Here is a 13449-nt window from a genome sequence, read left to right as displayed (position 1 = left end):
TGGTATTATTTTGAAATTAAGAATTGAAGTTCGGCTCCGATCTGATTAAGCTTTTCCAGCTGATCAATATAGTCTGCTTTGGTTTTTACGGCCTGATTCACCAGTATTACCCAGTCCAGATAATCTATTTCTCCCACTTCCATCTGTTTCTGAGCTGTTTTTAGAATGATTTCAGATTTGGGAAGCTGTTTTTGTTCATAATTTTGAATGATCTGCTGTTGGTTCATATAATTACCCAACTGTTGATTCAATCTGTTTTTAAGTTCCATTTCTTTTCTCTCATACTGATTTTCGGAGATGGCAATCTTAGCCTGTGCTGCCTTTGCCAAAGCTCTCTGTCCTTTTGTAAACAATGGAATTCCAACTCCCACCTGAACCGAATTGAAACGATTGTTATTGATGTTTTTCATACTCTGATTGGTATATCCTATAAGAAGATCAGGAAGCAGTCTGCTTTTCTCCAGCTGTACTTCTGCCTCGCTTACTTTGATCTGTTGCTGCAGATATTGAAGTTCAGGATGCTGTTGTACCATTTCTTCTGAAATCTGAAGCCCAATATTAATTATAGGCTTCTCTGCAACAGGTTGATATGGAATTGTAGATTGTAGTAATAATTGAAGCTGAAGTTTTACGATATTCAAATCATTTTCAAGAGTATTCAACTGTATTTTTATCTGTTCTTTCTGAATTTCAGCAGTGGACTCCTCCAGAATATTGGCTTCTCCTTTTTTTAATCTTAATCCGGCTTTGTCTGCAAAATTATTATACAGCTGGCTGATGTATTCCAGCACTTTTTTCTTTTCCTGAAGCACAAGTATCCTGTAGAAAACGTCAGTTACTTCTTTGGTAAGCTGTGTTTTGGTCAGATTCTGATTGACGACACTGGCAGACCATTCAGCATCCAGCATTTGTTTTCTTCTTGAATATACCGTTGGAAAACTGAATCTTTGAGAGATTCCGAATGAATTGTCTGTTTCCTCGCCCTGAATTTGTCCAAATCCCCCCGTAATTTCCGTCTGGGGAATGTTCAGATAGCTGGCCTTCAGCTTTTCCTGATAATCTGATATTAATTTCGAATTTTTAAGAGTACCGTTCTGCTGGTATGCTTTTTCCAGAGCCTGATCATAAGTAATGTTTTCCTGAGTCTTATAAGTTCCGAAGGACAATAACAGCAAGAAAACAGACAGTTTTTTATAATTGAGTTTTTTTGAGAATTTCATTTTATCTTTATTAATATGTTCAAACAGGACGTATAAAATTGGAAGGACAAAAAGCGTTAAAAGCGTTGCAAGCATCAGCCCTCCGATGACTACAGTTGCCAGAGGCCTCTGCACTTCAGCTCCTGCACCATTGCTGATTGCCATGGGAAGAAATCCCAGAGATGCCACAAAAGCTGTCATTAAAACCGGACGGAGTCTTATTTTTGTGCCTATGAGTACAATTCTGTTTGTATTATTTATTCCGTTCTTTTTCAATCGGTTAAATTCTGATATCAAAACAATTCCATTAAGTACGGCAACTCCAAATAATGCAATAAATCCTACGCCTGCGCTAATGCTGAAAGGCATTCCTCTCAACGCCAGAAAATAGACACCTCCTATCGCAGATAAAGGAATGGCTGTATAGATCAGCAGACTGTGTTTTACAGAACCGAAAGCAAAGAATAAAAGCAGGAAAATCATCACTAACGAAATAGGAACTGCTATACCTAATCTGGATTTAGCTTCATTTAAATTTTCAAAAGCACCTCCATAAGAAATACTATATCCAGAAGATAATTTCAGGTTTTTGCCTGCCTTTTGCTGAAGCTCTTCCACAATACTCTGAACATCTCTTCCTCTCACATTAAAACCTACAATAATCCTTCTTTTGGTATCCTCCCTCTGAATCTGATTCGGACTGTTTTTAAGTTCCACTTTAGCCAATTGCGACAATGGAATCTGTTCTCCTGAAGCCGTAGGAACCAGAAGATTTTGGATACTCGTAATATCTTTTTTATGTTCGTTATCCATTCGGACAACGATATCAAACTTTTTTTCGCCTTCATATAAAGCGCCTGCAGTTTGTCCGGCAAAAGCCATATTAATCACCCTGTTGATATCCGCCACTGAAATATTGTATCGGGAAAGTTCTGAGCGGTTATAATCTATCACAACCTGTGGAGCGCCTACTACCGGCTCGATATATAGATCCTGAGCACCTTTTACGGTATTGATAATGCTTCCCATCTTTTTGGCATAGGTGGCAAGGCTGTCCAGATCTTCACCGTAAATCTTGCACACTACATCCTGTCTTGCTCCGGTCATCAGCTCATTGAAACGCATTTGAACCGGAAACTGAAAACTGGTTGTCAGTCCAGGGATAACGCTTAATGCTTTACTCATCTTATCAGAAAGTTCAGGAAATGAGGTTGCAGAAGTCCATTTCTTTTTAGGCTTTAAAACGACTATCATATCTCCGGAATCCATGGGCATAGGTTCTGTGGGAATTTCTGCACTCCCAATTTTCATGACCACTTTTTCTACTTCAGGAAAGTTTGTTAACAGGATGTTTGCAGCCTGAGTGGTAGCTTTTTTGGTTTCATTGATATTACTTCCCTGGAGAATCCTCATTTCAACGGCAAAATCGCCTTCCTCCAACGATGGTATAAATTCTCCACCCATTCTGGAAAGGGTAAAAACAGCACCTGCAAACAGAATCAACACACCAATGATTATTGTTTTTCTAAATTTAAGGGCCTTTATCAGAAGTTTTTGGTGACCGGTTTCCACTTTACCCATCACACGGTCTGAAATATTTTCTTTCTCTTTTTTCTTTCTGCTTAATACCAGAGAGCTCATCATTGGAATATAAGTCAGGGAAAGAATAAATGCGCCAATCAGGGCAAAGGTAACGGTTTGAGCCATAGGCTTGAACATCTTTCCTTCAATTCCCTGAAGCGTAAAAATCGGAAGATATACAATTAAGATAATGATCTGCCCGAAAACCGCACTGTTAACCATTTTGGTCGCAGAGTTGGAAACCTGATCATCCATTTCTTTTTTGCTGAGCATATTGTCTTTTCCGAAATGCTTTTTATGGGCAAGCTGATGAAGAACAGCTTCCACAATAATGACGGCTCCATCTACAATTAAACCGAAATCCAGCGCTCCAAGGCTCATCAGATTTCCTCCTACACCAAAAATATTCATCATGATAATGGCGAAAAGCATAGCCAAAGGAATGACGGAAGCAACTAGTAATCCCGCTCTGAAATTTCCTAAAAATAAAACCAGAATGAAAACCACAATCAAAGCCCCTTCCATCAGGTTTGTTTTTACTGTGCTGATCGTATTATTAACCATTTTAGCCCGGTCAAGGAATGGCTCTATCACAACTCCTTCCGGTAAGGACTCCTGGATTTTTTCCAGTCTTTGTTTAATATTTCCGATCACTGCATTAGCATTCTCTCCTTTCAGCATCAGAACAATAGCTCCGGATACTTCTCCGGTATCATTGTAAGTCATAGCGCCATACCTTGTCGCATACCCTATTTTTACAGAGGCTACATCTTTAATATGAACAGGAATGCCTTCTTTTGTTTCTGAAACCTGAATGCTTCCAATATCTTCTGTAGTTCCCAAAAGTCCTTCGCTACGGATAAACAGAACGGTTTCTTTCTTTTCAATATAAGCGCCTCCGGTATTCTGATTATTCTTTTCCAGAGCCGCAAAAACATCATTGATATTGATATTAAAGGCCTGCAATTGATTAGGATTAATGGCAATTTCATACTGTTTCAGTTTTCCTCCGAAACTGCTGACATCCGCCACACCTTTAGTACCAAGAAGCTGTCTTCTCACCACCCAGTCCTGGATAGTCCTCAGTTCGGTTTCATCGTATACATTTTCATATCCTTTTTTAGCCCTTACCACATATTGGAAAATCTCTCCCAATCCTGTTGAAATAGGCCCTAATTCCGGTTTGCCGATTCCGTCCGGAATATTGTCCTGAACAAGCTGCAGCCTTTCCTGAACCTGTTGACGCGCCCAATACACATCAGTCTTGTCATCAAAAACTACAGTCACTAATGAAAGTCCGAAACGTGAAAAACTTCTAAGCTCCGTAATTCCGCTGATATTACTGGTGGCCTGTTCAATAGGAAATGTAACAAGACGTTCTATATCTGCTGCACCATAAGAAGGAGCTGTGGTAATGATCTGAACCTGATTATTGGTGATGTCCGGCTGGGCATCAATAGGAAGTTTGGTGGTTTCATAGACTCCAAAAAGGATGAGTGCCCCTGTAAAAAGAGCAATGATGAGTTTATTCTTTACAGAAAACTCAATAATTTTATTTAACATGGAAAAATTATTAATTGTAATCCGTAAGACCATACAGGAGCTGAGACCTCTCCATAACTTAAGTGTCCAAAATAAAGTTTTTGTAATTTCTTGAGTTAAGGTCTAAACACCAGTACATTGTATTACGAATTAATGGATATGTAACAAGAATTAAATACTTTAAGTAAAAAACATAAAGCATTAATTTTCAATGTGAAGTTGATTAAGAAAGCCGTGGAGGCTGAAAAATCTGAGAAAGATATTGTTGGGAGAAATCTTTTTCTTTGTAGATACTGCTTTTCTCTGAAACAGTAATTTCCTTAGGTTTTTTTATTTCGAATGAAAGCTCCGGAAGCTGGGCATGTACAGTAAGTACGATAGGCGGATTGATAAAAGGCAGTTTCTGATCGGTATCCCAGTCTGAATCCTGTTTGTGGTTATCATAATGCTCCATTACAAATTCTGAAAAGCTTCCGTGGTATTCCATGAAATGTTCAACAAACATAGGCACTTTCAGTACTTCCCCCGCATTGGTGGTAGCCAGTACATACATCATTGAGCATAATATGGAGAACCATTTTAACATGGATGCAAATATAATGTTTAAATTTTTCCCAGAAAGGCTCAGATATTAATTTTTTGAGAATTTTATAGGCGAGATCATATAAGAATTAAACATCTGTTTGAATATTATTGGCTTAGCAGAGTCTTAATTTTATAATAATTCACTTTTCGCTATTTATTTATTTTTACTTAAAAACATACGTACAATTCCTCAGATGGCGAATTATATTTAACATGAGGTATTTTCGTGCTGGTAATTCCGGAATCTTAAAGAAAACAAACAACATTTAATAAATAATTATTTTACTTAAAAATAAGTAATTTTTAAAAAAAATAAGCTTATAGTGTTTTGTATAAAGTGATTTTTGCTTATATTTGTGAATCGAAATAATTTTTTTTCATCATTTGTGTTTTTTTAAGGTCTCCATTCGTGGAGACCTTTTTGTTTTCAATAATATCATAATTGAATATTCGCTACTGAAGTGGAAAAATGTGAAAAATGTGAAATATTATGTTCTTTAATCTTTCTAATTGCTTTTATATAAAGGAATGTCTAAAGTTATTGTATATTAATAACTCTCTTTTTTGATAAATTTTACCGGCTTTATATGTGGTTTAAAACTTATTGGATGGTTTTAATAAAATCAGTTGGCCTGAGCTGCATCACAGCCTGAAAACTTCGGGTATAGGCCTGAACACTCTTATACCCTACCTCATATGCTGTTTCTGAAATCGTAAGATTTCCGGAACTCAAGTATTCCAGACTCTTAATAATACGAAGCATTTGCTGATATTTGCTTAGGGTAAGACCAGTTTCTTTTTTGAAAATACGTTCCAGTGTACGGAAAGATAAAAGAGCCATATCACTGAGATCTTCCATTTTGATCTCTCTGTGATAATGATTGTGCAAATATTCTATGACTTTGTCAAGACGTTTGTCTTTCGGGAGGCTGATATGAAAAGTCAGGGAATGTTCTGCAAACCTCGGAAGTTCGTTGAAAAGTGCTTTCAGGAATAGGCTCTCATTATGATCCCGAATCATTAGCTTAGACCACTTCTCCGAATATTTTATCATTTCCTTTAAAACAGGAGGAACAGAAAATACATTCACTTCATGATAGAAGGATTCTTGGGCGCCAACTTCTGCAAACATGATCATCAGTTTGATTTTTGCAGAATGGGAATTGGTTTTATGGACAGCATTTGGAGGAATCCATACCGCATGATTCTGAGGAAGGAGATAGATTTTTTCTTCGATAGTAATATACTGAAAACCACTTTCTACATATACGAGCTGACCTTTTTGATGATGATGAAGAACGTTATCATGAATCCAGTTTTCCTCAAACCATACAAAATAAGGCTTATTTAGTTCATCAATATTTATACTGTCGCTGGCGTTCATGTCGTTTCAGGTTAAAACTTTGGCAAAATTAAACAAAATTACTGCGTTAATTTTGTACAAAAGTTTTTATTATGATGAAGAAAGAAGTAAAAAAGAATGCTTCGTATGTTTTATTAATCATTAATGTTCTGGTTGTTATACTCATTTCCAGCAATCTCCGCTCACCGATTGTGGCCGTTGCCCCTGTATTGGGAGAGGTAAGAGATGCTTTAAAAATGGATAATTTTCAGGTGAGCCTGCTTACTTCTATTCCACTGTTTATGTTTGCTGCCTGTTCTGTACTGGTAAGCAGATTCTCCAATAAATTCGGAATCAGTAAACTTTTGATGTATTCACTGATTATTTTAAGTTTCGGGTTATTTTTACGAATCAGTGGTTCTCTATGGCTTTTGTTTTTAGGTTCTATATTCATCGGTTTAGGAATATGCATCGGAAATGTGGTCACTCCGGGATATGTTAAGAATAATTTTCCGAAGCAGATTGGCCTTATGACAGGAATTTTTGCAGTATCTATGAATCTTACAGCAGCACTGGCTTCCGGTTTCAGTGTGAAAATAGGAGAATTGACGGGCTTTGGATGGAAAGGATCTCTGGGAATATGGCTTGTGATTGCCGCATTGGGCTTCCTGGTTTTATCACTGGAACTCATATTCAATAAAAGAAATCCGGTTCAGCCTAAGACGGCAATCAGTACTTCAGATTTTAATATGTTCAAATCTGCCCAGGCGTGGAATATCAGTATTTTTATGGGACTGCAGTCTTTGTTTTATTATTGCCTGGTGGCCTGGCTGCCTTCATTTCTTGCTGATTTTCATATGCAGGGAGAAAGCTCCGGCTGGGTGTTCTTTGTGATCCAGATTACCATGATTCCGGTAACGTTCTGCTGCCCTATTATTGCCAGTAAAATGAAGGACCAGAGGTTTATGATTCTTTTTATATGTGCTCTGATGTTCGGAAGTACAATGATGTTTGTCTTTCTGAAGTCTCAGTGGATCTATGTGAATGCTGTGATTATAGGGATTTCCAACGGATTGTCTTTCAGCTTGTCGATTCTGTTCTTTTCTGCAAGAACAAAAAGCAGTATCAATGCGGTTAAAATATCAGGTATGGCACAATCCGTAGGATATCTGATTGCTGCATTCGGACCTCCGTTGTTTGGAAAACTGCATGATTGGGACATTTCCTGGAACAGTTCATTCTATTTATTAAGCTTTGCTGTATTGCTGATGCTGTATTTTGGAATGAAGGCGGCAAGAAATAAATATGTTGAGGATTAGGAAAATCAAAGGTCAGGTTACACGTCTTTTATTGCTGGACGCTACCCATTCTTCTTTTTGGCAGTTTGGGCAGCTTCCTGCATTACCCGCTTTTTTATGCTCTGTATATCCACAGAATATACAGGAGTAATGTCTTTCCTCATGAATATAATGTAACGGATTATTTAATGAGCCTGGTAAAATAGGAAGACCGTATTTTACAGATTTATCTTCAAAAAAGAATACACTGATCTCTCCTGAAATTTCTTCTATAGCCATCTCAATCTGGCCAAGCTGCGAAACTCCTTTTAGCCTTAATTCTGCGAAGAATTCGTCACTCCCTAGATTTTCTTTTTGAAAGTTTTTAATTGAAAATTCACCGTTTTCTATCAGGCAGATGGATTGTCCTTCAACCAGATTTTCAAATTCTTTACTTTTTCCGATAAAATGGGTCACAATAGAATACAGGAGAATAATAACAATAAAAACAATAAGGGATGAAATAATTCCGACATCCTTATTAAACATAGGATCTCCTGCTGCTGATCCCAGGCCGATAATGACTACCAATTCAAATATTGAGAGCTGTTTTACTCCTCTTTTTCCTAAAATTCTAAGTCCGATGATAATAGTCAGAAACATAATTATGGTACGAAGAATGATCTCTAAAAGAAAAGACCATTCTTCATGTCCCAATAATAATTCTTTCCAGTCAAAATTTAAGAGAAAAGTGGACAGCATATAAATTATTTACCACGGAATATTCAAAAAATAAGCCATAACTCCTGTTATTTATTTCATACTTATTTCAGGATTACCTCTTCTCCGTCTTTCAGTAGTAAACATTGGTTTCCAAGTCCTTTTTCGATTATTTTTTTCTGGATAAAATTCCTGTCTTCCTTACAATGGCTTACTGCTTCCAGATGAGTTACCCAAACAGTAGATTCCGGTGCGTATTCACATACTTTTGCGATGTCTTCGCTGGTCATAATAATAGGATCTCCCACAGAGAAGGTGGCAGCACCTCCTGCAACAATGATGTGCTTTGGCTTGTGTTGAGCAATTTCTGCAGCAACTTCATCATACCAGATTGTATCACCTGCAATATAGACTGACTGATTGTCTTTTTTAAAAACGAAACCGTTTACTATTCCCATTTTTTCTCCAATTTCTCCGGTACCGTGCTGGCCTTTGGTGGTAGAAATTTCAATGTTTTTCCATTGAAGATGATCATTTACAATTAAAATATTCGTAAATCCCTGTTGTGCAATATGATCAGCAATAACCTCTGAACAGATCACCGGAATATTTTTATCGAGAAGTTCTACTGCGTCAGCATCCCAATGATCCGGATGAAGATGGGTTACCGCTACAGCATCTATTCCTTCTAATTTTTTCTTTAATTCTTCTCTACTGAAAGGGAGATCTACAAGAGGATTCAGTAGTTCACTTTCTGTCATAGGCATTTTTCCCATAGACCCTTTTTCTCCGAGCATCGGATCTACCAGTATGGAAATTCCGTCAATATTCAGTAGCAATGTTGCATTGCGCCATAATTGTAATTTCATTTTGAGTATTTTTGTTGAACAAATTTATTGACTAATGAAGGTCAAACAATCGAAGGTTACCAAAAGGTTAACCATAAATATTCAGGTATATGAATTTTGAAGAATTTAAAAACTGTGGATTAAGAAGAAGCCTGAATATCCTTTCAGGTAAATGGAAACCTTTAATTCTGCATAATCTTTTTGAAGAAGATCAGGTGCGTTTTGTGGAGCTTTGGCGAAATATGCCCCGGGTTTCCAAGAAAGTACTTGCAGAGCAGCTGAAGCAGCTGGAAGAAGATCGTATTATTGAACGGATTGAAGTTTATAATTTTCCGCCGGAAGTATATTATAAATTAACGGAGAAAGGGCAAAAGCTGGGACCTATTCTTTCCGAACTTCATTCATGGGGAAATGGATTGGGTTAAAACCATTTTGGATAAATTCATCGAAGGTTTTCGATGCCATTGAGTATTTCTTTCCTCTTCTAGAATTTTATCCTACATTTGGAAACACTGCCTAAAAATAGATTTATATAGGGGTTATATAATATAACCTCAATTTTTTTTAAAAAAAACAAACCAATGAAAAAACAATTATTATTTGTGCTTACTCTTGCAGCACAGGCTTCTTTTGCACAAATCATTTCCAAAGATCCTACGTTTGCTTCAAACGGAATTTACAACCTTCAAACGGGAATCTCTTATTTAGGAGAATTAACAGAAACAACCAATGCCGTATTTTACGAATCCTTTGACTCCAATAGTAATCAGTTACTTATCTCTAAAGCGACAAGTTACAATGGCTCTCCGGATTTGACTTTTGGGACCAATGGTAAAACTGCATTGAATTACACATCGGACGCTTTAGTGGGATTTATAAGGCACAGCAATAATACATTAACCCTACTGTTAAAACGATATGACTCTGCAAATAATATTAATTATTTAGATGTAGTCCGATTGCTTGCCAATGGGCAATTGGATCCTTCGTTTTCCAATGGAGGAATAAAATCATTAGCCAATTTCAATCAGGACAATTTCAATATAAAGAATAATCTTATAGAACAAGGAAACAAAATTATTGTTTCGGGAACCGGAATAGATACTAATGGATTTTTTGATGGGTACACTCATACATTCAGATTAAATTCTGATGGTACACCAGATAACAGTTTTGGGGATAATGGAGAATTATCCACTTACGGAATTCCCCGCATTATTTTAGATAAACAGTCCAATATTATCATTTTAGAACACAATACAATAAAAAAGTATACTTCTGACGGACAGCTCATGACTGGTTTTGGTAATAATGGGACAGCCTTGTTTAATGGGGTAAATGTAAATGTTATAAAAGCAGATTCAGCTAATAGAATTATATATGCACAACTTGGATCCTTAACGCCCGCTACGATAGGAAGACTGAATGCTGATGGGACGCCGGATACCACATTCAGCTACACCGGTACTCTTGGTCTTGAATTTTGGGATATCTATGAAAAAAACAATTCTTACTATATAGCCGGCTATGCTGATCTTAATAATGCACCTGCTTATTATCTCTCTAAACTTAATCAAAACGGAGCTATTGATACGGTATTTGGAGAATATGTAGAAAATGATTCCAATTTACTCTATCACTTTATTCACGCAATCAAAGTTTTTGATAATAATGTAATTGTTTATGGAGATGGGCCAACAAAAGAAATTGTGAAATATCTTTTAAACGGTACAGCTACATTACCGACAGCGGAAACTGTAAAAAATAATACTGAATTTACTTTTGAAAGTCCTGTAAAACAAGATTTGGTGTATCAGTCAAAAGAAAAAATTAATAAAATAGAGATCTATTCTGTTGACGGAAGGCTATTAAAAACGATAAATAAAAATAATTCCGACGTTTCCGAACTTTCTAAAGGAGTTTATTTTGCGAAAGCAATTTTTGAAAATGGAAAAGTTTTTACAAAAAAACTTATTAAGAAGTAGTAAATTAATATTTTAAAACTAATAACAATTTTTACAAATGAAAAGAATCATTATTTTGATTTCCTGTGTATCATGTATGTGGGCGACGGCACAGATAACACCTCCACCTACTATTCAAAGATCAAATACCACATCCCGCGGACTTACCATCAATTCAAGAAAAGGGACGTTAATTGAAAAGAAAATCAGCAATTTGGACAAATTTAAAAATCTGAATATCCAAAAAATTGTAACGAAAGATGTATCTGACAATTCATTGGAATCTGTTCTGGGCATTATGTATGAATACGAAACCTTTGATGAAATTTTCAAGAAAACCTTAACGGTTAATAAAAATGAACTGGGAAAACTTATACAGGCACTTCAGACTGTGGAGCAGAAAGAAAATGAAAAGGCGAAGCAGGAAACCAAATATAAGTTTGTTACGATGAGCAACATAGAGTTTGGAAGTGTTTACCGGGAAAAACTTTCTTCGTGGGTTAATTATATAAAGTTACCCTCCAATCGCTTTAATCAAAATCTGCTGGAATTCAATAAAGATGAACTGAAAGAATTGATCGGCATTTTAAAGAAAGCGGAACAGGATCTTTAATACAGAATAGAATTAAATAGTAAAACATAAAAACCTTATAGGTTTTAGAAACCTATAAGGTATATTAAAAGCAAATCACAGCTGGATTATATTAGTGTTTACATTAGCCATATATATTTACAGAATGTAATTGTGGTATAATACTCCTAATGTAAAAAATCCTGTATTAAAAGACTGGATCGGAATGTTTTTTCTGGCCACTATTTTCACGATCAGTCTTTATGGGTTTGCCATATACAAAGCTTGGGCGATGAAAATATTTTTTTGCCCTTTGCCACTACTATTGTTCTATCAAAGGATGTAAGCGACTGGCTTTTTATGACTAAGGAAGGAAAACTATTTGTTATTAATGCTATTAAGGAGGTATTATCCAGTATATTGGAAAAATTAGGATATGTAAAAAAATGAAAGGCACCTATTTTGAGGTACTTTTCATTTTATTCGGATGGCTTATCTTCCCATTCATACTTTTGTTCTACAGAAAACCTTTGATTTGTAGTCACTCTGGCGTTATAGTTTTTTGGCAATGCATCTGTAAGCTTAGCAAATATTTTATTCATATGAGCTTCTTTTGCTGCAACATAATCCTTTAAACTAATTTTTTCTTTTTTTAAGAATTGAGGTTTAAAAGCAATGGCTGATTTATCATTTACATCTACCGACTCAGCTTTCCATATGTCATAATCTTTATTATCTACTCTAATATCAAGAATTAATCCAGGAAGCCCATAAAATTTGAACGGTCCCGTAGAGTAGGGCAAATCTTTAGTAAAATAAGCAGTTACTTTTGAGCCTCTAAACATTGTTGTCGCTTTTTGACACTTGTAACCAGCTATTGTTTTGGTTTCCTTTTCTTCAATATTCCATTTTGGTTGTGGAACTTTGTCGTAAATAAAAAACTCTCTACTATCTACATTAGAAGTGAAAAAGAAGTTTCTTTCCGCTTCATTATTTTTATCTAAATCAGAAACAAAGTATTGTTTTGCTGGTTTTTTACCATTATCTAAATTCACACCCAAAGTCCAAGAGTCTGTTAATTTGTTATTAATGATAATTGAATCTTGGATTGACAACACTTGATTATTTTTTATATACAAGTCTTCATGTGTTGTTGTAAAAGAGGATAATACTCTTAAATATTTTACATGGACTTGTTGAGCGAAATAAAACCCACTAATTAAAATTGAGGATAATAAAAGTATCTTTTTCATAAATTATCTTTTTTAAAATCATAACCCTTTCAAAATATGCTGAAAGGGTTAGAAGCATTAAAGTAACTTAATTAATTTAGCCAGAAACCAGCTGCCCATAAAGCTACTTTAACTCCTGTTTGGAAGTTTTGGCAACTCTGTAAATCGGGTTGATCTGATGTTATCGTTTCTTGTCCTACTATTTGGCCACCAGACCAATAAGTAACAACAACACCACACTCTTGATATGCAACAGTTTTTTGCACGGTTGTTGCTTCAATGTTTTCATTATTTTTGACAACTTTTCCAGTGTCAGTGCCTTTGGCATTAACAAGTCCAGCTACACCGAAGGCAGCTAATAAAATTACTTTTTTCATAATAATTTGTTTTTAATGTTAGTTATTGTTTTAAAAACTCATTTCAAAAGTATCAAAATAAATCAAACAACAAAGAAATTATTTTTTATGTTAAGTTGCTTTGTATTAGTTCTCTTTACATATTAAAAAATAAAGATTGTAATTTTGTTTCGGAAATTTATATTGTAATTAAGAGAGATTTTTTAATGAGTATTTCAATGGCATTGAAACG

The 13449-nt window shown here is 35.6% G+C and carries 11 protein-coding genes; 4 read left to right on the top strand and 7 right to left on the bottom strand.

What is annotated here, in order from left to right:
- Window positions 1-5: 5 nt before the first annotated feature.
- The 3 genes from C8D70_RS01485 to C8D70_RS01475 form a co-directional block, all read right to left on the bottom strand.
- Window positions 6-4343 carry a CusA/CzcA family heavy metal efflux RND transporter gene (locus C8D70_RS01485; RefSeq protein WP_110366160.1) on the bottom strand — a complete coding sequence of 1446 codons (4338 nt, stop codon included), beginning with the start codon at window positions 4341-4343 and terminating at the stop codon, window positions 6-8.
- Between the two features lie 202 nt (window positions 4344-4545).
- Window positions 4546-4878: a hypothetical protein gene (locus tag C8D70_RS01480; RefSeq protein ID WP_076594742.1), complete on the bottom strand. Its 333-nt coding sequence runs from the start codon at window positions 4876-4878 to the stop codon at window positions 4546-4548.
- Window positions 4879-5508: 630 nt separating this feature from the next.
- The gene (locus tag C8D70_RS01475; RefSeq protein ID WP_076594743.1) at window positions 5509-6291 is read right to left on the bottom strand and encodes a helix-turn-helix domain-containing protein; all 783 of its coding nucleotides are present in this window, start codon (window positions 6289-6291) and stop codon (window positions 5509-5511) included.
- Window positions 6292-6362: 71 nt separating this feature from the next.
- Between C8D70_RS01475 and C8D70_RS01470 the strand changes: the two genes are divergently transcribed.
- Window positions 6363-7568, top strand: a complete 1206-nt coding sequence (locus C8D70_RS01470) for a CynX/NimT family MFS transporter (RefSeq protein ID WP_228407952.1) — start codon at window positions 6363-6365, stop codon at window positions 7566-7568.
- A gap of 12 nt (window positions 7569-7580) precedes the next feature.
- Here the strand turns inward: C8D70_RS01470 and C8D70_RS01465 are convergent, their stop codons facing one another.
- Window positions 7581-8288, bottom strand: a complete 708-nt coding sequence (locus C8D70_RS01465; RefSeq protein ID WP_110366158.1) for a DUF421 domain-containing protein — start codon at window positions 8286-8288, stop codon at window positions 7581-7583.
- A gap of 62 nt (window positions 8289-8350) precedes the next feature.
- On the bottom strand, window positions 8351-9115 hold the full coding sequence (locus C8D70_RS01460; protein ID WP_110366157.1) for an MBL fold metallo-hydrolase: 765 nt from the start codon (window positions 9113-9115) through the stop codon (window positions 8351-8353).
- An 89-nt stretch (window positions 9116-9204) separates the two neighbouring features.
- On the opposite strand from C8D70_RS01460, the gene C8D70_RS01455 reads away from it, so the two are divergent.
- From C8D70_RS01455 to C8D70_RS01445, 3 genes are all read left to right on the top strand, one after another.
- Window positions 9205-9519: a winged helix-turn-helix transcriptional regulator gene (locus C8D70_RS01455; RefSeq protein WP_076594747.1), complete on the top strand. Its 315-nt coding sequence runs from the start codon at window positions 9205-9207 to the stop codon at window positions 9517-9519.
- A 156-nt stretch (window positions 9520-9675) separates the two neighbouring features.
- Window positions 9676-11079: a T9SS type A sorting domain-containing protein gene (locus C8D70_RS01450; protein WP_110366156.1), complete on the top strand. Its 1404-nt coding sequence runs from the start codon at window positions 9676-9678 to the stop codon at window positions 11077-11079.
- A gap of 37 nt (window positions 11080-11116) precedes the next feature.
- Window positions 11117-11671, top strand: coding sequence for a hypothetical protein (locus tag C8D70_RS01445; RefSeq protein WP_110366155.1), 555 nt, complete (start codon window positions 11117-11119; stop codon window positions 11669-11671).
- Window positions 11672-12108: 437 nt separating this feature from the next.
- Here C8D70_RS01445 and C8D70_RS01440 read toward each other — a convergent pair whose 3' ends face one another.
- On the bottom strand, window positions 12109-12882 hold the full coding sequence (locus C8D70_RS01440) for a GLPGLI family protein (RefSeq protein WP_110366154.1): 774 nt from the start codon (window positions 12880-12882) through the stop codon (window positions 12109-12111).
- A 71-nt stretch (window positions 12883-12953) separates the two neighbouring features.
- On the bottom strand, window positions 12954-13238 hold the full coding sequence (locus C8D70_RS01435; RefSeq protein WP_110366153.1) for a hypothetical protein: 285 nt from the start codon (window positions 13236-13238) through the stop codon (window positions 12954-12956).
- Window positions 13239-13449: the final 211 nt, after the last annotated feature.

Origin of the sequence: Chryseobacterium sp. CBTAP 102 (assembly GCF_003201365.1) — a bacterium.
Taxonomy (GTDB): Bacteria; Bacteroidota; Bacteroidia; order Flavobacteriales; family Weeksellaceae; genus Chryseobacterium; species Chryseobacterium candidae.
The sequence above is the reverse complement of the archived record's forward strand: the minus strand, read 5'-3'. Positions and strand labels throughout refer to the sequence as shown.

Coding starts and splice junctions, on each gene's coding strand:
- C8D70_RS01470 (WP_228407952.1), top strand. CDS start 6,363: ATGATGAAGAAAGAAGTAAAAAAGAATGCTTCGTATGTTTTATTAATC.
- C8D70_RS01480 (WP_076594742.1), bottom strand. CDS start 4,878: ATGATGTATGTACTGGCTACCACCAATGCGGGGGAAGTACTGAAAGTG.
- C8D70_RS01445 (WP_110366155.1), top strand. CDS start 11,117: ATGAAAAGAATCATTATTTTGATTTCCTGTGTATCATGTATGTGGGCG.
- C8D70_RS01460 (WP_110366157.1), bottom strand. CDS start 9,115: ATGAAATTACAATTATGGCGCAATGCAACATTGCTACTGAATATTGAC.
- C8D70_RS01465 (WP_110366158.1), bottom strand. CDS start 8,288: ATGCTGTCCACTTTTCTCTTAAATTTTGACTGGAAAGAATTATTATTG.
- C8D70_RS01455 (WP_076594747.1), top strand. CDS start 9,205: ATGAATTTTGAAGAATTTAAAAACTGTGGATTAAGAAGAAGCCTGAAT.
- C8D70_RS01475 (WP_076594743.1), bottom strand. CDS start 6,291: ATGAACGCCAGCGACAGTATAAATATTGATGAACTAAATAAGCCTTAT.
- C8D70_RS01440 (WP_110366154.1), bottom strand. CDS start 12,882: ATGAAAAAGATACTTTTATTATCCTCAATTTTAATTAGTGGGTTTTAT.
- C8D70_RS01435 (WP_110366153.1), bottom strand. CDS start 13,238: ATGAAAAAAGTAATTTTATTAGCTGCCTTCGGTGTAGCTGGACTTGTT.
- C8D70_RS01485 (WP_110366160.1), bottom strand. CDS start 4,343: ATGTTAAATAAAATTATTGAGTTTTCTGTAAAGAATAAACTCATCATT.
- C8D70_RS01450 (WP_110366156.1), top strand. CDS start 9,676: ATGAAAAAACAATTATTATTTGTGCTTACTCTTGCAGCACAGGCTTCT.